Below are 20,615 nucleotides of genomic sequence, written 5' to 3'. Positions count from 1 at the left end.
TCGGCAATAGTTAGTACGCTAATGCAAACGCTCAACCATCCGATTATTGCCAGGGTTGCGCCCGCGCCGATTGGCCGCAAAGGCGTGATTTCGGCGCTGCTTATTCTGGCGGCGTGGGGCGGGTTGCTCACGTTTTTGCTGGGCTTCTACCGGCCCGACTGGCACTCGCCGGTACCCTACCTGCTGGCGCTGCTGCAAACGCACTTATACACCGGGCTTTACATCACGGCGCACGATGCCATGCACGGCGTAGTGAGCCCTAATAAGCGGGTGAATAATGCCATTGGCACGGTGTGCGCGCTGCTGTTTGCCTACAATTGGTTTCCGCGGCAGCTGCCCAAGCACCATGACCACCATCGCCACGTGGGCACCGAAGCCGACCCCGATTTTCACCCCACCGACCACCCCGGCTTTCTACCCTGGCTAGCCCGCTTCGCCTGGAACTACGTGACCTGGTGGCAGGTGCTGCTGATGGCCGCCACCTACAACGTGCTCAAGCTCTGGTTTCCTCAGGCCAATGTCATCGCCTTCTGGATGGTGCCGGCCGTGCTGGCTACGTTGCAATTGTTCTTTTTTGGTACCTACCTGCCGCACCGCGGCGAGCACGAGGCCGACAATAAGCACAAGTCGCGCAGCCAATTGCGACACCACGTGTGGGCCTTCGTGAGCTGCTATTTTTTCGGCTACCACTACGAGCACCACGACCAGCCCTACCTGCCGTGGTGGCGCCTGTGGCGCACCAAGTAGCGCGGACTTTCAGTCCGCGAATAGCACCGTTGCCACGCGCGGACTGAAAGTTCGCGCTACTTTTTGGCTAGCCGGGCCGTTATTTCCTCCTCGGTGAGAAAGGACCAGGCTACGAAACGACTTTTCTTTTGACCCTGCGCCATCTCGATGGTTTTGACCTGCAACGCCTCGGCCTGCTTGAGAAAGTAGTGGGCGCTGATTAGCGACGCTTTTTTAGACACGAGTGAGGTATACCACGTGCTAGCCCGTGGCAATTGCTTGCTCTCGGCAATAAGCTGGCGCAGAAAGGCTTCTTCGCCGCCGGGGTACCATAGCTCATTGCTTTGCCCACCAAAATTGAGGTTGGGCGCCGCCCGGCGGTTGCCGCTGAGGTTGGCCGTTTTGCGCTGGGTGGCCGCCGCCGCTTCTGCGGCCGAGCCGTGGAAGGGTGGGTTGCAAATAGTCGCGTCGAAGACCTCGCCGGACTTCATGACGCCTACCAGCATGTGCTTGGGGTCGGCCTGTAGGCGGCAGTCGATGGCGCCGGTTAGGCCTGAGTTGGCAGCCACTAGCTGCTTAGCGGCGTTCAGAGCTACGGGGTCGGTATCGGCGCCCACAAAGCGCCAGCCGTACTCGCGGTGCCCCAGGATGGGGTAGATGCAGTTGGCGCCCACGCCGATATCGAGCACGCGCACGGTGCGGCCGGTGGGTATTTTGCCGCCGTTGTTCTCGGCCAGCAAGTCGGCCAGGTAGTGCAGGTAATCGGCCCGGCCGGGGATGGGTGGGCACAGGTAGCCCGCCGGAATATCCCAGGTATCGACCCCGTAGAACTCCCGCAACAATGCCTGGTTGAGCGCCTTCACGGCGGCCGGGTCGGCAAAGTCGATGGAGGTATCGCCAAACTCGTTGGTCCGCACAAAGGGGGCTAGCGCGGGGCTGCTTTGCACGAGCTGCGCAAAATCGTAGCGGCCGCGGTGGCGGTTGCGCGGGTGCAGCTGGTCTTTGTCGGCGGGCGAGGCGGGAGGTGTTTTTTTCATGGGATAAGCAAAAAAGCAAGCAGGCCGCCTGGGTGGGCGGCCTGCTAGGGGTAGCAGCCGGCAGCGGTGCCAGCTACAAAAGTCGGTATGAAACGGCTAGGTTGCGCCTAACGCAACGGCTAGTGGGTGCCGGTCGTTTTTTTGCAGCACTCGGGCAGGCGGTCGTAGGCGCGGGCATCGGCCGTCACGTTGTCGGCGTCATAGCCAGTTTTCTGTACGGCGGTGCGCAGCACTTCGGCGCTGGTTTTGGCCGGGTTGTAGGTCACGGTGAGGACTTTGCTAGGCACGTCGAGGGTGGCAGCCTGTACGCCTTTTTCGTAGGCCAGGCTCTTTTCGAGGCGCGCCTTGCACATGTCGCACACAGCCGACGTCTTAAACTGCACCATTTCGGTGCCTTTTTTGGCGGGGCTAGCGGCGGCTACGGGGGCAGTCTGTGCCTGGGCAGCGGTGCCAGCAAAGCTCAACAGCGTGAGCAGAGAAAATGCAAAAGCTTTCATAAGATTGAAAATGAATTAAACGGAAAATAAGTTGCGAAAAAGAGTAGCGCGAAGCTTCTGCTTCGTGCGCGAGCGAAGCAAGCAGGTGGTCTAGTCGATGCGGTAGCGCAGGCCGGCATAGGTGAGGCGGCCATACACGGGGCCCCACACCATGGCCGCATCAAAGCCCGAGCTGAAGGGCGTAGCGGCGTTTTGGATGGGGTCGGGCTGGCGGTAGTTGGTGAGGTTTTCGACGCCCACGTACACCTCCAGGCGCTTAAAGGCGCGGGTGAGCTGGGCGTTGAGCGCCGCGTAGCGCGGGGCGTATTCGAGGCCGGCGGTGCCGGTGCCGTGCGCGTGGCCACCACCCACGCCATCGGCGGGCAGGTGGGCTAGCGGGCGCTCGCCGTACCACTGCACCGTGAGGTCGGCGCGCCACTTATCGAAGGCCGAGGCGTAGCCCAGGTTCAGGAAGGCGCGGTTTTGGGGCGTGAGGGGCTTGGGCAAGAGCTGACCGGCGTAGGTGCTTTGCACATCGAGCCACTTGTAGGCAGCTTTTACTTGCAGGCCTTTGAGGGGCTCGGCCTGTACCTCGGCCTGCGCGCTACGGGCGAAGGAGCGGGTGCCTGGCGTCAGGTTATCCAGAATAATGTACTGCGGCGTGGTGTACATATCGGCCACCAACTGGTTCTGAAAGATGGTGTTGTAGTAGTCGACCACCAGCGTAGCAGGCCGGCCCAGCACCTGGAAATACTGCGTGAGTGAGCCGCCCAGGTTCCATGCCTTTTCGGGCTGAATATTTTGCGCGATGTAGTACTGCCGGGCGCTGGCTAGCATGGCCGCGTTGTCGGCAATGGGGTTGGGCACCCGGAAGCCGCGGCCGGCCGACAATCGCAGCGAGGTAGCCGGGCGCACGTCATACTTGAGGTTGAAGCGCGGCGTGACCTGCCAGCCATAGAGGTTGTGGTAGTCGGTGCGCAGGCCAGCTACCACCGTCAGGTTGCGGGTGTTGGCGTAGGTGTACTCGGCAAAGGCGCCGGGCACGCGCTCGGTGCGCAGCAGGTGCGTGCTGGCGGCCAGCAGTGCCGGCGTGTCGCCGTTGCTGAGCTGCTCGCGGTAGTCGTCGTACAAGAAGCTCAGGCCCGTGCGGTAGGTGTGCCGGGTGTCGCCAATCACGCTTTGGAAAAGCAGCGTGGCCTGGCCGGTATTCTGATGGCCGTTGTAGAGGCGCGGGCCGCTGTCCTGGCGAAAAGAATACGTAGAGGTAAAGTCGTGGCTCGTGCCATTCACCAGCAAGCCCAGGCTTTGGAAGGGCCGGCCGGGCCAGGTGTAGGAGGTGCGCGCCTGGGCCGTGTAGCGGTTGGTGGTTTGGGTGGTGCCGTAGGCCGTGCGGTAGGCGTCGGCCTCGTTTTCGCGGAAGTTCAGCTGGCCGCCCTGGCGCGTTTCGTGGATGGCGCCCACGCCCAATTCGGCCACCAGGCCGGTGCCCGACTTGTACTTCAGCTTGTCGTAGCCGTTGAACTGGGTGGCTAGGGGCAGGTCGAGGAAGCCATCGCCGTTGCGGTCCACGCGGTTGCTGAGGTGGTCGTTGTGGAGCAGCAGCACATTGCTCCACTTCTTGTTGAAGCGCTGCGAGGCCACGGCGTTGAGGTCAAATTTGCCGAGGTCATTCACGTAGGCATTCAGCAAGAGCTGGTCGGTGAGGTCGGGCTCCTTGAGCTGCACGTTCACCTGGCCCGAGATGCCTTCGTAGCCATTCACCACCGAGCCAGTGCCCTTAATGATGTCGATGCTGCCAATCCAGGGGCCCGCCAGGTACCCTAGCCGGTAGGGCGCCGACAGCCCACGCAGGGCCGGCTGGTTGTCAATGGTAAGCAGCGAATACGCCCCGTCGAGCCCTAGTAGCTGAATCTGCTTGGCGCCGCTCACGGCGTCGGCGGTGCTCACCTCCACGGCGGCGTTGGTCTCGAAGCTCTCGGCCAGGTTGCAGCAGGCCGACTTAGTAAGGTCGCGGGCGCTGATGGTTTGCAGGCTGCTCACCGACTTGGCCGAATACGAGAGGGCTTTCGCCGTTACGGTCACTTCGTTCAGTGCCGTGCCGCCGCGCAGGCTCACGCGCAGGTAGGGCGTGCCGGTGGTGGGCACGGCCAGCGTATCGGCGGTGTAGCCCACGGCGCTCACAACGAGGCGCGGTTTGGCCTGGGCCGGGAAGGGGAGGGTGAAGACGCCGGCCCCGTCGGTGGTAGTGGTGGGGCCGCTAGCTCCGCCTGGCAACAGCCAGCGCACGACGGCGCCGGGCACGGGGCTAGCCGAGCCGCCGGTTTCGCGTACCTCGCCGCGCACAGCGGCGCCACTTTGAGCGCGGGCCAGCAGCGGCAAGCTGCCGAGAAGTAACAGGATGAAGCGCGGGCTAATCCCGCTAGGTAAGCTCATGGTGTCTGATAATTAGCTTTTTCGGGAAAACATACGGCCAGGCTTCGCCGCCCGGACTTGCGGTTTTCAGAAAAAGCTAGACTACCAGCGTGCAGTGCCGCGTGAGCAGCACGCGCCCCGCCCGCGGCACGCCGGGCGGCGACGAATTGGCGGCTGTGCCTATGGCCACGCTGGCCGCCAGGGGTGCCAACGCCGGGAAGCCTGCCCACACCGGCTCGGGCAGCAAAGCGGGCGGCAGGTGCGCGGGCGGCTCAGGCAGCCACTTGGCTAGCCCTGCGTCGGCGCTTTGGGCGCTGAGCTTGTGGTGCAGGTGGCTGACATCGCAGCAGCCATCAGCGCGGCGCTTTCCGCAAGGGCGGCCGGGCTTGGTGGAGCTAGTCGCAGCTTCCTCGTCGTGGCTAGCCAGCCCGGGCAGGCTAAGGGCTATGGTGCTGCGCCCACTGATGCGGCAGCGGTGCCGCTCGGCCGTGAGGCCCACCGACGTAGCCAGCACCAGCAGGGCCAGCAAGGCACTCAGCAAACGGTGACGGTAGGGGAGGGGGTGTGGCATAGCTCCACAAAGATACGGCCCGCCGACTTGCTACTTGCGTGCAAATCAGCGGGCCGCAGGGTGTAGGATTTCGCTGTATCGCGGACTTTCCGTCCGCAAACGCCTGCCTAGCTATTGAATCGTTCGCATTCGCGGACTGAAAGTCCGCGCTACTTCTTGGCGGCCTTAACTTGCTCGTAGGCGACTTTTTGGAGCTTTACGGCTACTTCTGGCGCGATGCCGAGGCTAGCGGCGGCTTGCTCTTTGGCGCCGAGCTTGCGGGGGTCGTAGCCGGTTACTTCGGCCAGCACCACACAGGCGTTGAGGTAGGCACCGTAGGCGCTAGGGTGGTAGTGGTCGCGGCCCCAGAGGTCTACTTTGCCGGGCTCGGCGGTGTCGTAAGGGTTAGGGTCAGCTACGCCTTGGCGCACGGCACGCAGCCAGGCATCGCCGGCTGGGGCCACGCCCGCGAAGTTTTTGTCCTGCGCGACTTCCTGGTAGTAGGCGCGGTGCAGGTCGGTGGTCATCGAGTCGAGGGGCAGGCCGGTGTAGGCTTTGTCGGTTGGGTAGGTAAGGTCGGCCCGCGCCCAAGTCTGGTAGAGGTACACCTTGGCGTGGGGGCTAGCGGTGTGCACGGCCTGCTCGAGCTTAGTGGCGTACTCGAAAAAACGCGCTGGCTGGCCGCTATGGCGCGCCGGCACCGGCCCAGTGCTGTAGTCGTGCAGTATCACCTTATCCCACTTCGGCTGCTGAATAACGGCCAGCGCGCTGTCGTAGTGAAACTTCAGCGTTTGCCCGCTAATGGCTTCCAAATGCACTTCGTAGTTCAGCCCCGCCTCATCAGTCAGCTTCTTGAAAATGCCGGGGATGCCGCCCCACGGCCCCTGCTCGTGCTCGTACTGGCGGCGCCGTTGGCCGGTGCGATTGGGTTTAAAGTTCTCGTCGGCGATGGCCGCGGCATTGTAGCTCAGCACTGGCTCGAAGGCGCCGTGGAAAAAGCTGTTGCCTACGAAGAGAATAACGGTCGGCTTCTGGGGCGGCGCTGTGGGGCGTGCTACAAGCGCAATGGTAGCAGCAGGAAGCAAAGCGGCTGCTAGCGTAGCGAAGGAAATACGAAGAAACATTAGCGAGGCAGGAAAAAAACGAGACTAATTGGCAACCTGTAAAACGGTGGCATCAATACCAAGGCTGAAGGTAGTGGCCTTGCGCCAGGTCGTAGTAGGGCTCTGCTGCCAAAATAAAGGTTGGCGGGCAGTGCCGCGGGGCGGAAAATTGCGGTTAGCACCGCTGCCAGGTAGGTCAATAACGTAGAGGGGCCCTGGCACTCTGGCGGCCGAAAACGTGAGCGTGCCAGAGCCTTGCGCGCGCAGTATTTCCAGGGCTACTACCGCATCGCCGCTGAGCCAGACGTGGTAGGGCCGCAGGTCGAGCACCACCCGGTTGGCTAGGCTGGCCCGGGCTAGCCGCACCGCCACCAGCTGGGGTAGCAGCGCAGCGCCGGGAAACCCTTGGGCGAGCGCATACACGTGGATGCGCAAAAAAAGGCTGTCGTAGCTGCACGCCGCCACATGAAACGACACGGCCTCCAGCCAGCCCGGCTGCTTAAGGTGTATGCCCTGGCCAAACTGGTTACCCGGTTCCGTATAATCGGGCCAGAAAAAAGGCTGTTGGGCGTTGCTGGAATTACCCAGTACCCGGTGGCGCAAGTGCGAGGCCATCACCTGCACGGGCCCCAGCGGCACCGGCCGCTCAATGGCGTGGGTAGGCGGCTTGGTTTGGGCCTTGGCAACCGGAGCCGCGCCCATTACCACCGCAACTAGAAAAAGTATCGAGCGATAACGCATGCAGCAAGGTAGCCCCGGCTGCCTGGCTAGGGGCTGAAATCCAAGTGCTTATTAAAAAACGGCAGCACCTGCTGGTACACCCGCCCGGTCGAACCCATGATGCGGCTGCCGTGGGTGCCCTCGTATTCCTCAGCCGTATGCTGGATACCATAGACGGCCAGCAAGTTGCTGAACTGGCGGCAGGTGGGCGGAATGTGCTTTACCTCATCCTGCGCGCCCCAGTCGAAGGCAAACGCCCGCAGCTGGCGCAGCGCCGCCGGGTGGATGGGCAGCGTGTAGAGGGGCGAAGCCAATACCCAGCGAGCCAGCACGGCATCGCGCCGGGCCAGGCTGTCGGCTCCGAGCGAACCCGGGAAATTGGCCCCGAATGGCGTGGCCTTGGGGTTGGGCGAGAAGGCGCGGGCCAGCGAAACTGCCGCTAGGGTAGTATGGACGCGCTGCGCCTCGGCCGCGCTAGTGGCACGCAGAGCCGGGCCCACGCCGGGGCCGGGCAGGTAGCTGGGGTGCGGCCCCAGAAAAGCCGGGCTCAGCGCGTAGACAGCGGCCCAGGTGCCGGGGTAGGCCAGAGCTAGCCGCACCGTGCCTCCGCCGCCCATGGAGTGGCCGGCTAGCCCCCGGCTGCCCGGCTTGGCCAGGGTGCGAAATTGCTTGTCAATGAAAGCAATGAGCTCGCGGGCGGTGAAGTCGGCCCAGGGCCCGTTGGTGGCCGAGTTGGTGTACCAACTGCCGCCGAAGCGGGTTTGCTCGTCGGGCACGACCACGATAAGCGGGCGGATTTGCCCGGCCGCAATAGCTTGGTCGAGCAGAGTCTTCATGCCATCCTGGTTGAAAATCAGGCTGTCATTCCAGGTAAAGCCGTGCAGGTAGTACAGCACCGGGTAATGCTGGCTGGGGCTGGCCTCGTAGCCAGCGGGCAGGTACACGCTCACCCGGCGGCGCGGGTTTTCGCCGCCGGGGTTGCCGTGGAGTAGTTTCGAGTCGAGGTGCGTCACCACTACGTGCCCGGCTGGTGCTGTCTGAGCGGCCAAGCGGAGGCTAGCCAAAAAGACTGCTAATAAGAGCGCTAGTGGCTTGATGTACATAAAATTAACTAGAAACGGCTGTCATGCTGAGCTTGCGAGGCAGCTTATCAGGGTTAAATGAACTCAGGCGTGATAAGCTGCCTCCTCCCTCAGCATGACCGCCGTTTTGGGAATGGTGGACGTCAGTTAGCAGGATTACTTCTTCAACTCTGCTTTCAGCGCTGCAATCACGTCGGGGTTCTGGATGCAGTTCTTAAACTTGATATCTTCCAGAATAACCGGCAGGTCGGCGGCACTCTTGACATCAACGGGGTAGGGCGGCTTGATGCGCAGCAGCGCAGCAATGGGCTTGTCGTTGAAGCGCTTGTAGGTCCAGTTGCACCAGCCGATGCCCACGCTGTTGAGGTTGTGCGCGGCCTCGCCCATCCACTGCGGCGAGTTTTCGCCGGTTTCGCCTACCCACACGGGTACCTGCTGGGCTTCGCGGAATTTTACGAGGTTGGCGATGGCGCCGAGCTGGTTGGCATCGGGGTTGCTGGCGTCCACCGCATTGCTAAGCGGATACTTAGGCAAGATGCTGTAGCGGTGCGAGTTATACACCAGGTTTTCCTGGTGCGTGAAGCTCTTTTTCTCGATGCCGTTGTAGTTGTTGCCAAAGCCGTTGCCCTCCAGTAAGAGCAAATGCTGGTCGCCCTCGGCCCGCACCGTGTTAATGAGCTTCTCAAACATGGCCTGGATGGGCGGGTTGCCGCCGGGCACGTTATTGGGCTCATTGATAAGGTCGTACATGGCAATGCGGCCGTCGTTCTTGTAGCGGCGGGCTAGCGCGGCCCACAGGCCATTGGTTATTTCCTGGTACACCGGCTCCTTCCAGAAGTCGTTGGTTTGCAGGGCGTCGGCGATATTCGAATCGGTGCCCTGCGAGCCTGGGGCGGCGTGCAGGTCGAGCACCACGTAGAGCTTGTTGGCCGCGCACCAGCCCAGCACTCTGTCGATGACGCGGATGGCTTCGAGCCTGGCGGGCTCCTTAAACAGCTCGCCCTTCTGCTGCCACTCTTTGAGCTTGGCCACGTAATCGGCATAGGGCACCGTGCCGCGTATCACGCCGTTGCGCACGGCGCGCTGGCTAGGGGTCAGAAACAGGTCGTAGTGCAGCGGCAGCCGGATGCAGTTAAAGCCTTGCTGGGCAATGAAGTCAATGTCAGCTTTCGTGATGAAGTTGTCGCGGTACTGCTGGTAGAATTTCTCCACCTGGGCATCGCTCAGCCTGGCCTGGTAGAGCACCTTTTTCACCGAGCCCTGGGTGCCGCCGTAACCGGGCTTCATCATGTAGCCTTCCTGTAAGAGCCAGCCGCCGAGGTTCATGCCTTGCAGTAGCACCTCGTGGTGCTGGGCATCCATTATTTTGGGACCTTCGGCGCGGAGTAGGGGGCTAGCGGTGGTTTGGGCTAGGGCAGGCAGGCTAGCCAGCAGGGCGAAAGAAAGTAGCGAACGAAAACGCATGGAAACGCGGTGGGAAAAGGAAGTGTTGGAAGAGGCTAAGTCAGAGATAAGAATCTAAAAAAGAGCGTCATGCTGAGCTTGCCGAAGCATCTCTGCCGCTTTCAGTAGGTTAGTGACCCTAGCGATGCGGTAGAGATGCTTCGGCAAGCTCAGCATGACGTTCTTTTTCTGTCAAGAGGACTTAATTAATCACGTACGTGGCCATCGAGTGGGGCGCGGCGGTAGTGCTGGCAGCCTGGCCCTTTATCCAGAGCTGAAACTCCTGGGGCTTGTCGCTGCTGTTCATCACCACCACGGCCACTTTGCCGTCGGTATTGCGGAAGGAGGTAGCTTGCAGCCAGTCGCGGTTGGTGGTGGTGGCCACGCGCCGGGCACCGGGGCGCACGAACTTCGAGAAGTGTCCGATGTAATAGTAGGCATTGGTATAAATCAGCTTCCCGGTCTTGGTGTCGGCGATGACGGGCGCGAAGCAAAAGTTGCCCACGTGGTTGGGCCCGCCGGTTTCGTCGAGCAGGATGTTCCAGTCAGTCCAGCCCACGGTGCCGGCGTTGAAGTCGTTTATCATCGAGTTGCCGTAGCGCTCGCCCAGCTTCCAGTCGTTCACTTGGTCAAACTTGAAGCTCTCGACGCAGCCCTCCGTGAAGAGGAGGTTGGTGTTGGGGAACGCCTCTTTCACGCGGCGCTCGTTGTCGAAGAGCGGGCCGCTGGTGGTCCAGGTTTCGTACCAGTGGTAGCCGATGCCCCACACGTATTTGGCGGCCGCCGGGTCGTCGAGCACCGTACTGGCGCGCTGATAAAGCAGGTCGCGGTTGTGGTCCCAGGCAATGAGTTTTTTGCCGCCCAGCCCGGCCTTCGCTAGGGTCGGCCCGAGGTATTCCTTGATAAAATCGCGCTCTTCCTCGGCCGTGTAGAGGCACGATTCCCACGTTTGGGTGGCCATCGGCTCATTCTGCACCGACAGGCCCCAGACGGGAATCCCCATCTTCTCATAGGCCTGAATAAACTTCACGTAGTGGTTGGCCCAGGGCTGGCGAAACTCGGGCAGCAGCTTGCCGCCCTTCAGCAGGCTGTGGTTGGTCTTCATCCAGGCCGGTGGGCTCCAGGGGCTCACAAAGAGCGTAAGCTTGCCGCCCGCCGCCGCCGTGGCCTGCTTTATGAGCGGAATCTTGTACTGCTCGTCGTGCTTGACGCTGAACGACTTGAGGCTTGCATCATTATCAGCCACGTAGGTGTAGCTGCCGCTCGAAAAGTCGCAGCTGGCAATGTTGGTGCGCGCCAGCGAGTAGCCGATGCCCTGGCTCGGGCTGTAATACGCTTGCAGCAATTCCTGCTGCTGGGCCTTGGGCAGCTTGGCAAATACCTCGGCCGAGGCATCGGTGAGCGCCCCGCCAATGCCGAGCAGCGTCTGAAACTGGTGGCTAGGGTCGACAAACACGCACACCTGCGTTTCGACCGGCTGCCCGGCGGGCGCGAAGCTGAGCGCCGCACCCGGGGCTAGCCGCTGGTTGGTGCCCTGCGCGGTGGTAAAGACCTGCGCCTTTTTGCCGGCAGCCGAGTAGGAAGAAGTGGAGGTTTGGGCGGCGGCGGGGGCTATCCCGACGGCCGCCGCCAGCAGCGCGGCCGGCAGAAGCTTGGTAGTCATCAACAAGAAAACGGGTGGGAAAAGGGAAAAGCCGGCACCAAAGCGCCTACCAAATATAGGTGGCCACCGCGCCGCCGTAGAGCGAGGTGCTCACTACTTTGCCTTTGTACTGAATATTAAAGTTTTGCAGGGTGGTGCTCGTGTTCAGCACCACGAGGCAGCGCTTGCCATTGGGCGTTTTGTAGGCCACATTTTGGAGGTTGCCGGGCACATTGGTAGCCACGCGCACCGAGCCGGGGCGCACAAACTTACTGGCGTGGGCCACGCTGTAGTAGGCCACGTTGCGCGTCACGGCGTCGCCGTTGATGGTAACAGCCCCCAGGCACTGGTCGCAGCCGCCGGGCGTGTGCGGGTTAAAGTTCTGGTCGCTGGCCAAGTTCCACTCCAGCACGTTGCGGCTCCAGTTGCGCGGCGCCCCGATTTCCAGATTTTGCACATGAAAGGCCAAGTCGCCGCTGAAGCTGCTGGTGCCGGGCGCCTGGGTCCAGAGCTCCGTGAAGTACACGTTCTTGCTCGGAAAGGCGTTGTGCACGCCCGTCAGCGCATCGATATTGCCGCCGTAGAGGTGAAAGGCCGAGCCATCGACAAAGGGGCTAGCCCCGGCATCGCCGAGCACCGTCGACACAAACTGCAGGCCGTTGCTGTCGGGGTTGTGGTCGTAGATTATAATCTTGGTGCTGAGGCCCGCCGCCCGAAAAGCCGGGCCTACGTTGTTCTTAATAAAGGCGGCCTGCTCACTGCCCTGCATCATCATGCTCGGGTTGTTGCCGCCGTAGAGCGGCTCGTTTTGCAGCGTCACCGCGTCGATAGGGATGCCCTGCGCCTGCATGCCCTGAATGTATTTGACAAAATAGCGGGCGTAGGCATCGTAGTACTGTGGCAAGAGGCTGCCGCCCACGCTATTGTTGTTCGATTTCATCCAGAGCGGCGCCGACCAGGGCGAACCCAGAATTTTGATGGCCGGATTCACGGCCAGAATTTCTTTCAGCACCGGAATAAGGGCCGCCTGGTCGGGGGCCAGACTGAAATTAGCCAGCGTGGGGTCGGCCGGGCCGTCGTCGTAGCTGAACACCGACGCATCAAGGTCAGAGGCCCCAATGCTGATGCGCAGGTAGCTCACTCCCAGCGAGGTACTATCGGTAGCAAACAGCTCCTTGATAAGCGCGGCGCGCGCCGGGGCCGACATGCGGCTCATTACCTGGGCGCTGCCCCCGGTGAGGGCGTACCCAAAACCATCCATCGTCTGGTAGGTCTGGGTGGTATCGACTACGATAGTCGGGTTTGAGTTGGTGTTTGCCCCAAACTGCAGATTCACCTTCTGGCGGTAAAACAAGGCCGACTTATCGGGTGTGGTCAGCCACACGGCCATTTGGGAGGCTCCGGTAGTGGGTGTAACGGGTGGCGGTGGGGTTGGGGACGAGCCGCCACTATCGTCTTTTTTGCAGCCAGTGGCCAGCAGGGCCAGCAGGGCTAGCGCCGGCGGCGCTTTCAGCCAGCGCGCAGCGAAGGAAATACTCATACTACAAGGTGGGAATGGCGTACAGCAAAAAGCTACCACACGTAGGTAGCCACGGCGCCGGCCGGCAGGGTGGCGGCCGCCGTCTGGCCCTGGTAGCGCAGGCCGAAGGTTTGGGGGCTAGTCTGGTCATTGACGACCACCAGCACGTGGCCGCCGCTGGGGGTGCGGTAGGCTACATTGGGCAGCACCCCCTGGCTCGTGGAGCCAATGCGCACCGCACCGGGCCGCACAAACTTGCTGCTGTGCGCCACCGTGTAGTAGGCTACGTTGCGGGTGAGCTGCCCATCGGGCCCTAGCGTAATGGCGCCCAGGCACTCAGTGCAGCCGCCCGGTGTGTGCGGGTTCTGGTTGGGGTCGGCGGCCAGGTTCCACTCCAGCACGGCCTTGGCCCAGTTGCGCGGGGCCCCGATTTCGAGCTGCTGCACGTGCCAGTCGAGGTTGCTGGCGAAGGTGGTTTTCGAGCCCGTCCACTGCTCGGTGAAGTACACATTCTTGCTAGGGTAGGCGTCGTGCACCTTGCTCAGCGCCTCGATGGGGCCTGCGTAAAGGTGGAAAGCGGAGCCGTCCACGAAGGGGTTAGCTTGGGCATTACCTAGCACCATGAGCGGATACTCGGGCTTATCGGCGTTGTGGTCGTAGCAGATAATCTTGGTTTTCAGCCCAGCTTTCTGAAAGGCCGGCCCCAGGTGCTGGCCAATGAACTCGGCCTGCTGCTCGGCCAGCATCAGCAAGCTAGGGTTATTGCCGGGGTGCAGCGGCTCATTCTGCACCGTAATGGCGTCGATAGGAATGCCCGCCGCCTTCATGCCCTTGATGTATTTTACAAAATACTGAGCATAAGCGCCGTAGTATTCCGGCTTGAGCGAGCCGCCCTTGCTCGCATCGTTGGTTTTCATCCAGGTCGGCGGGCTCCAGGGCGAGCCTAGCAGCTTAATCTTAGGATTAATGGCCAGAATTTCCTTCAGCACCGGAATCAGGTGCTTTTCGTCGGGCGCCAGACTAAAGTGCGCCAGCGTGGGGTCGGTCTGGCCGGCCGGCAGGTCGTCGTAGCTGAATACTGTCGCGTCGAGGTCCGAGGCGCCAATGCTCAGGCGCAAATAGCTCACGCCAATATCGCCAGGCCCGGTGCCGAATAGCTCACGCAGCAGCTTGGCCCTAGCGGGTGCGCTCAGGGCGTGCAGCAACTCGGCGCTGCCCCCGGTGAGGCAGTAGCCAAAGCCATCCATCGTTTGAAAGCGCTGGCTGTCATTTATCTCAATCACGGCACCGGCCGGGCTGGCCTTGCCAAAGGCTAGTGGGGCCGGCTGCTGGCGTAGCTGCTGGCTTTGGTCGGGGGTGGTGACCCAGGCCGTGATGCCGCCCTTGGCGGGCGGGCGCTGGGCATGGGCCGGCAGCAGCATAAAGGCCGAGCAGGTGGCCAGGCCCAAGCCTACGAGGTGGCGGGCGGTGCGGGTGGGTTTCATGGGCGAAGAATGAGGTGGGGGCAACGGCACCAGCCAGTGGCCGGGCCCGGCACCGTCAAAGCCGGGCCCGGCGTGCCCGAAAGCAGCGCCAGTACCCGGCTAGGTGTCGTTCTGAGGCGGAAAGTATGACTATTTCACTTTTCCCACCCCCGCCTCAAAGCGACAAGAGCAGTAAGGTCTTTGCTTGCTATAAAAGCGCTGGCTGCGAGTTGTGACCCAGGTAAAAGGCTGAAAATGAAAGTTCAAAGTCTGGCATCCGGATTTTTGTTCTGTCATTTCGAGTACTACAAGCTGCACCAGAGTGCCTGGGCTAGTAGCCCGGGTTTTGCTTTATCAGCGGATTGGAATTCAGCTCCGACTGGGGAATGGGGAAAATTAAAAGATGCTGGTCGGGTGCTACCTTCATTTGTTGCATGACGGTGAACGCCGTTACGGGGTGGGTGGCGGTGGGGTCGGCCAGCGTGTGGCGGGCGTAGCGCACCAGGTCCCACCAGCGCTCGCCCTCAAAGGCAAGCTCCAGGCGGCGCTGGCGGTCAATTTCGGCGCGCAGGGTTTCCTTGCTGGCTGCCTGGGGCGAAGCGGCAGTGAGGGCCGCCAGGCCAGCGCGCTGCCGCACTTGGTTGAGCGGCACGAGCGCGGTGGCCGTGGGGCCGCTCAGCTCGTTGCTGGCCTCGGCGGCCGTGAGCAGGGTTTCGGCGTAGCGCAGCACGTAGGTGTTGTCGGCTGAGTTGAAGCCGTTACCGATGCTGCGCCACTTATACACGAACGGGCCCTGGTCGTTGTTGTTGGCGCCCGAGCCGATAATGATGCTCACGTAGCTGCGGCCCACGCGGGCGCCGGTGCTTGAGGTTACTATCCCGTTGTTAATCCAGCGCCGGTCGCCATTGGCAAGGCTGGTATCAGCAAAGGCAATCAGCTCATTGGTCGGAATGTTGAACTTGGGATAGGAGTACGTAGCCAGCGGCGAGGGCAATATCTCGTCGGGATAAAGGTTGCCCCCGTCGGCATTGCCAAAAAACTGCACCTCAAAGAGCGACTCGGTGCTACTTGCCTGATTCTTGGCCGGGAACAAGCCGTTGAACGTAGGCGCCAGCGAGGCACCGGTTACCGAATTGGCGGCGGCCAGGGCAGCGGCCCAGTTGCGGCGCGTCAGCTGCACGCGGGCTAGTAGCGCGCGGGCCGAATTCTTGCTTGCCCGGTTGTTTTGGCTATTGGCCATTTGCTTGATAGCCTGCTGCAAGTCAGTTACCACCTGGTCATACACCTGGTCCTGGGTCGAGGGAGCCGTGTTTACGTCGCTGGGCGCGCCGCTTTCGCTAGGGGCCAGGCGCAGCGGCACCCCGCCATAGGCCCGGGCCAGGTTAAAGTAGTAGAGCGCCCGCAAGAACTTGGCCTCGCCCACAATCTGGCTGCGGCGGGCCGTGTCCATGGCCACCGTGGGCACGTACTTGATAACGATGTTGGCCCGGTTAACCCCCAGGTAGTTAGAACGGTATACGTTGCCTACCTGGCTGGTGGTCGAGTTCCAGATAAGCTTCTCCAAGGCGTTCACGTCGCCATTGGTAGAGGTGCAGTTGTCGGAGGGCATCTCGCCCATCGTCATCAAATCCTGGCCGTACGTGCCATTCTGCTGCAGGCCATCATACGCGGCCGTGAGGCTGGCTTCGGCATCGTTGGCGTTCTGGAAGAAGTTGTTGGGCGTGATGGTATCGAGTGGCTGCTTGTCGAGAAAAGAAGAGCAGCTCGCCAGGAGCGACAGCGCGCCGAGCGCCGGAATAAAATACTTTTTCATGGGAATTCTAGGCTGGCTGAAGCTTAAAAAGTAGCGTTGAGGCCCACCGTGTACGTGCGCGACTGCGGGTACACGCCATAGTCTACACCGGGCTGAGTGGTCGAGAAGGGGTTGGCGCTCACCTCGGGGTCATAGCCCAGGTAGTGCGTCCAGGTTATCAGGTTCTGGCCCGTCACATACACCCGCAGGTTTTGAGTGGCGGCGTGCTTGCTAATGGCGGCCGGAAGCGTGTAGGCCAGCGTTACGTTCTTGAGGCGCACATACGAGCCATCTTCTAGCCAGCGGTTCGAGAAGCGGTTGTTGCCGGCCGGGTCGTAGCGCACGGGCCGCGGAATGTCGGTGTTCGTGTTGGTCGGGGTCCAGTGGTTGAGTACCCGCGTCGTCTGGTTGTTGGGGTCCGACTGCGACTCCAGAATCTGGCGCGTCTGGTTGTATATCTCATTGCCAAACTGGCCCTGGAAGAATACGCTCAGCTCTAGCCCCTTATAGGAGAAGTTGTTGGTCACGCCCGCAAAAGCCTTCGGGTTGGGGTTGCCAATGATGGTTTGGTCTGACCCGTTGATAACCCCGTCGCCATTGAGGTCTGCAAAGTGAATATCACCGGCTTTGGGCTTGGCGCCGTTCTGCGTAGCGTAGCCCTGGCCCTCCGCGTCATTCTGCACAATGCCTAAGGAACGGTACCCGTAGAACGAGCCTAGCGGATGGCCCGCCTGCGAAATCTGGTTACCATTGATGATAGTGCGGTCAGAGCTAACGCCCTTATCATTAGCTTGTTGCCCGAGGTCCTTAATGAGGTTGCGGTTACCGCTCACGTTCAAGCTGGTAGTCCAGCCAAAGCCGCCGTTGCTAGCCTCGACATTGGTAGTAGTCAGCCCAATCTCCAAGCCCCGGTTTTGGATGCTGCCCAGGTTTTGGAGCACCGACAAGGTTTGGGCGCCCGTGCTTTGCGGAATCGGCACGCTCAGCAGCAAGTCGCGGGTCTGCTTGTTATACAAGTCCACGTTCAACGTCAGGCGGTTGTTGAACATCCCGATGTCGATACCTGCGTTGTACTGGTAGGTGGTTTCCCAGCGCAGGTCGTTGTTGCCGATGGTAGTTTGGGTAGTGCCTCCAACAATATTGGTACCGCTGCCGGTGCCTTGGTAGTTATACGAGGGGCCGTACTGCGCAAAGCGCTGGTAGGTATAAATTTCCTGGTTGCCGTTGGCCCCAAAGCTGGCGCGCAGCTTCAGGTCGCTCACGGCGGTGTTCTGCGGGAAGAAGTCTTCCTTGGAAACGCGCCAGGCGGCGCTCACGGCCGGGAAGTAGCCAAAGCGGTATTTGTTGGTGAAGCGGCTCGTGCCGTCAGCCCGGATACTGGCTTGCAGCAGGTACTTGCCATCGTAGTCGTAGTTGGCGCGGGCAAAGTAGCTCAGCAGCGACCACGAGTCGGCGTAGCTATAGGGTAGGTTCAGTATTGAAGAGCCCGCATCCAGATTGGGCACAATGTTGGAAGTGAAGCCTTGCGTGGAAGCGCCCATCGTGTTGCGGAACGACTCCTGCATCGACTCACCCCCTAGCAGGGTCAGGTGGTGCTTGTCGCCAAAAGTTGGGTTCCAGGTAATCGTGTTCTCGTTCAGCCAGATGACCTGCGTGTTGGACGCGGCCCGAGCCTGGCCCTTGGTGGCCGGGGCCGAGTTGCTGGTGCCCGGATAGTTGGTGCTCTGGAAGTAATTCTCGCCCTGGTTGCGCAGGTCAATGCCCAGGTTGGTACGGGCCCGCAGGTTGGGGAGAATGTCAAACTCGCCGTAGATGTTGCCTACCGTCTGGTACACAATAGCTATGTTCCGGGTTTCGAGCAGGTTGCCTACGGGGTTATCCGATTGGTTGAAAGGGTTAGTCCCGTAGATACCGCTAGGCTTGTAAACCGGGATGGTCGGAATCTGTGAGAGGGCGCCCAGTACCGTACCCCCGTTGGCGCCGGCCGCTTCCGAGCGCACCGAGCTGTTGGTGTTTGAGCGGCTCAGGTTAAGGTTGGTGCCTACACGGAAGCGCTTGCTTAGCTCCTGAGTCAGGTTGACTTTGAAGTTGTAGCGGTCGTAGCCCGAGTTAATGTTGATACCCTGCTGATTGAAATAGCCGCCGGATACGTAGTAGCGCGTTTTTTCGGTGCCGCCGCTCACGTTCAGCTGGTAGTTCTGAATGTTGGCCGGGCGGTATATCGCATCCTGCCAGTCGGTATTGTAAGGGCCGGGGGCGGCAGGGTCAGGGTTGACGGGGTTGTTGGGGTCCGTAAACGCCGGGGCTAGGCCCCCACCAGTCAGAATCTGGTTGTACTCCTGCGCAAACTGGTTTGCATTGAGCACATCGAGCTTCTTGCGCAGGTACTGGCGGCCGAAGTACGCCGTGAGGCCTACCTGGGCCTGGCCTACCTTGCCGCGCTTGGTTGTAATAACCACTACGCCGTTGGCGGCCCGCACGCCGTAGATGGCCGCCGCCGCGCCGTCTTTCAGCACATCGATGCTCTCGATGTCGTCGGGGTTAATCGTGTTCAGCGGGTTGATGCGCTGGCTATTGTTCGTGATTTCTTGCTGGTAGTCCGGCAGTATTGGAACCCCGTCCACCACGTACAGCGGCGAAGCGTTGAGGTTAAGCGTAGCCGTGCCGCGTATCCGCACATTGATGCCACCGCCGGGCGCACCCGAGGGCGTCGTCACCTGCACACCGGGCGCCTGGCCCTGCAAGGCCTGGTCGAAGCCAGCTACTGGCTGCCGCGCCAGGGCTGCCGCGCCCACCGAGGCTACCGAAGTCGAAAGGTCCTGGCGGGTCTGGGTGCCGTAGCCTACTACCACAACCTCGTTCAGCGACTGCGCATCGTCGCTCAGCCGAATGGCGATGGTACTGGTAGCGCCGGTTACGGCTAGCTCTTGGTTCTTGTAGCCAATCGAGCTGAATACCAGCGTGCTGTTTTCGGGCACGCTCAGCGAGAAGCTCCCGTCGGCCCCGGTAGAGGTGCCGATGGCGGTGCCCTTCACGAGTACCGTCACGCCCGGCAGGCCTTCGCCCTTGGTATCGGTTACGCGGCCCGACACGGGCACGTTTTGCGGGGCTACGGCGGCGCTACCCGAAGTAGCAGAAGCCGGGCGGCTGGTTACTACAAAGTAATTAGGACGCAGCTCTTTAAACTGCAGGTTGGCCGGGGGCAGCACGGCGGCCAGGCGTTCGGCAAGCGAGGTAGCCGGCTCGCTAGGGACCAGCACCCGCTTGTTATCTACCAGGTTGCTCTCGTAGAAGATGGTAGCATGGTACTCGCCCTCCCACTGCTTGAGCAGTGCTTTGAGCGAAACCGAGCTGGCGGGGGAGGGGGCTGGCGTGCTCTGGGCGGGCAGATTAGCCGCCAGCAGCTGGGCCGAAGCCGGCGTGGCCAGGGCGTGCAAAAGCAGTACCCCTGCGGCTAGTGAAGCGGGCCGGCAGTAGTGCTTACCCACGGGAGTAAGTAGTGAGCGCATAAACGGGTGGGGGAAGAGTTAAAAAACTAGTTTTTTTCGGCTAGCGTCAGGCGGTTGCCCTGGCGCGTAGCCTGGAGTCGGAAGGTTTCTTCCAGGGCTTGTAGCAGAGTAGGGAGGTCGCTCACGGGCACGGTGCCCGTCACGCGGCGGCGGTTGAGCTCGGGGGTGGTTACCTCCACGTCGAGGCCGTAGGTGTCGTGGAGGCGGGTGGCCAGCTCGGCAATGGTAGTTTCGTCGAGCACGAGCTGGGCGTCTTTCCAGGCGGCGTAAGGAGCAGTGTGCACCTTTTTGTGCAGCACCAGGGCCGGCTGGTCGTCGTGGGTTTCCATGAGCTCGCCGGGGCGCAGGATAACGTCGGGCTGCTGGTGGTCATCAAACTCGACCCGCACCTTGCCCTGCAAGAGCACCACGCGCGTCTGGTCGCGGCGGCGGGCCACCACAAACTTGGTCCCCAGCACTTCTACCTGCAGCCCGGCCGTGGTGTGCACCAAAAAGCGCTGGCTGTAGCCCTTGTGCTGCACCGAGAAAAAGCCTTCGCCATCGAGCCACACCTCGCGGGGCTGGTCGGGCTGCCAGCTGGCGGCGTAGCGCAGCGTCGAGTGCCCATTGAGCATGGCCTGCGAGCCATCGGGCAGCGTGATGGTGCGGGTCTGGCCAAAATTGGTGTTCACGGCCAGCGGCGCCGGAGCGCGGTGCGCGGTATAATACACCCAGCCGCCCCCGGCCAGCGTGGCGGCCAGGCCCGCAGCGGCTGCCCAGCGCCGCCAGGCCGGGGGTGCCTGGTGGCGCGGCGCGGCGGGCGTGAGGTGCAGCCGCGTGCGCCGCAGCAGGGCCTCGTAGTCGGGCTCGTCGGCGGTAGGGGCTAGGGCAGGAGCGGCGGCTAACTCCTCCCAGTGCTGCTGCATCCAGTGCTGGGCTAGCAGCTGGTTGGCGGGTTGGGCTAGCCAGGCGCGCACGGCCTCGGCCTGGGCCGCCGTAGCGGTGCCGGCAGCATAGGCCGAAACAAGGGCTTGGGTAATAACTAAAGACATAGGCTGACGCCGGAAGTACTGCTGAGAAAGCCCGCTAGCTGGGGGCAATGAGAAGCCGGAGCTTCCCTCGTTTGCAGTACTACACGGTGCCGGGGCCCTCCCCCTTAGTC

Annotated in this window: 15 protein-coding genes; 1 reads left to right on the top strand and 14 read right to left on the bottom strand. The window is 61.9% G+C overall.

Annotated elements, in window-relative coordinates; translation table 11 throughout:
- Window positions 1-21 precede the first annotated feature (21 nt).
- Window positions 22-747, top strand: a complete 726-nt coding sequence (locus J4D99_RS03565; protein WP_208130336.1) for a fatty acid desaturase — start codon at window positions 22-24, stop codon at window positions 745-747.
- Between the two features lie 56 nt (window positions 748-803).
- Here the strand turns inward: J4D99_RS03565 and rlmF are convergent, their stop codons facing one another.
- The 14 genes from rlmF to J4D99_RS03495 all read right to left on the bottom strand — a co-directional run bounded on the left by rlmF (window position 804) and on the right by J4D99_RS03495 (window position 20,505).
- The gene (gene rlmF, locus J4D99_RS03560; protein WP_208130335.1) at window positions 804-1,763 is read right to left on the bottom strand and encodes a 23S rRNA (adenine(1618)-N(6))-methyltransferase RlmF; all 960 of its coding nucleotides are present in this window, start codon (window positions 1,761-1,763) and stop codon (window positions 804-806) included.
- A gap of 119 nt (window positions 1,764-1,882) precedes the next feature.
- Window positions 1,883-2,260, bottom strand: a complete 378-nt coding sequence (locus J4D99_RS03555) for a heavy-metal-associated domain-containing protein (protein WP_208130334.1) — start codon at window positions 2,258-2,260, stop codon at window positions 1,883-1,885.
- A gap of 90 nt (window positions 2,261-2,350) precedes the next feature.
- Entirely contained in the window at window positions 2,351-4,672 is a 2,322-nt protein-coding gene (locus tag J4D99_RS03550; protein WP_208130333.1) for a TonB-dependent receptor, read from the bottom strand.
- Between the two features lie 76 nt (window positions 4,673-4,748).
- Window positions 4,749-5,222 carry a hypothetical protein gene (locus J4D99_RS03545; RefSeq protein ID WP_208130332.1) on the bottom strand — a complete coding sequence of 158 codons (474 nt, stop codon included), beginning with the start codon at window positions 5,220-5,222 and terminating at the stop codon, window positions 4,749-4,751.
- Window positions 5,223-5,371: 149 nt separating this feature from the next.
- Window positions 5,372-6,325: an SGNH/GDSL hydrolase family protein gene (locus J4D99_RS03540; protein WP_208130331.1), complete on the bottom strand. Its 954-nt coding sequence runs from the start codon at window positions 6,323-6,325 to the stop codon at window positions 5,372-5,374.
- Between the two features lie 24 nt (window positions 6,326-6,349).
- Window positions 6,350-7,045, bottom strand: coding sequence for a hypothetical protein (locus J4D99_RS03535; RefSeq protein ID WP_208130330.1), 696 nt, complete (start codon window positions 7,043-7,045; stop codon window positions 6,350-6,352).
- Window positions 7,046-7,071: 26 nt separating this feature from the next.
- Window positions 7,072-8,127 (bottom strand): alpha/beta hydrolase, encoded by a 1,056-nt coding sequence (locus J4D99_RS03530; RefSeq protein WP_208130329.1) that lies wholly within the window; start codon window positions 8,125-8,127, stop codon window positions 7,072-7,074.
- 135 nt (window positions 8,128-8,262) lie between these two features.
- On the bottom strand, window positions 8,263-9,570 hold the full coding sequence (locus tag J4D99_RS03525) for a glycoside hydrolase family 5 protein (RefSeq protein ID WP_208130328.1): 1,308 nt from the start codon (window positions 9,568-9,570) through the stop codon (window positions 8,263-8,265).
- Between the two features lie 181 nt (window positions 9,571-9,751).
- Window positions 9,752-11,212 carry a glycoside hydrolase family 30 protein gene (locus tag J4D99_RS03520; RefSeq protein ID WP_208130327.1) on the bottom strand — a complete coding sequence of 487 codons (1,461 nt, stop codon included), beginning with the start codon at window positions 11,210-11,212 and terminating at the stop codon, window positions 9,752-9,754.
- A 46-nt stretch (window positions 11,213-11,258) separates the two neighbouring features.
- Window positions 11,259-12,731, bottom strand: a complete 1,473-nt coding sequence (locus tag J4D99_RS03515) for a glycoside hydrolase family 30 protein (RefSeq protein WP_208130326.1) — start codon at window positions 12,729-12,731, stop codon at window positions 11,259-11,261.
- A gap of 32 nt (window positions 12,732-12,763) precedes the next feature.
- Complete coding sequence (locus tag J4D99_RS03510; RefSeq protein ID WP_370551399.1) at window positions 12,764-14,131, bottom strand: glycoside hydrolase family 30 protein; 1,368 nt, start codon at window positions 14,129-14,131, stop codon at window positions 12,764-12,766.
- A 373-nt stretch (window positions 14,132-14,504) separates the two neighbouring features.
- Window positions 14,505-15,986 carry a RagB/SusD family nutrient uptake outer membrane protein gene (locus J4D99_RS03505; protein ID WP_208130324.1) on the bottom strand — a complete coding sequence of 494 codons (1,482 nt, stop codon included), beginning with the start codon at window positions 15,984-15,986 and terminating at the stop codon, window positions 14,505-14,507.
- A gap of 23 nt (window positions 15,987-16,009) precedes the next feature.
- Complete coding sequence (locus J4D99_RS03500) at window positions 16,010-19,474, bottom strand: SusC/RagA family TonB-linked outer membrane protein (protein ID WP_208130323.1); 3,465 nt, start codon at window positions 19,472-19,474, stop codon at window positions 16,010-16,012.
- Between the two features lie 26 nt (window positions 19,475-19,500).
- Window positions 19,501-20,505 carry a FecR family protein gene (locus J4D99_RS03495; RefSeq protein WP_208130322.1) on the bottom strand — a complete coding sequence of 335 codons (1,005 nt, stop codon included), beginning with the start codon at window positions 20,503-20,505 and terminating at the stop codon, window positions 19,501-19,503.
- Between the last annotated feature and the right edge of the window lie 110 nt (window positions 20,506-20,615).

Origin of the sequence: Hymenobacter sp. BT559 (assembly GCF_017571525.1) — a bacterium.
Lineage (GTDB): Bacteria > Bacteroidota > Bacteroidia > Cytophagales > Hymenobacteraceae > Hymenobacter > Hymenobacter ginsengisoli.
The sequence above is the reverse complement of the archived record's forward strand: the minus strand, read 5'-3'. Positions and strand labels throughout refer to the sequence as shown.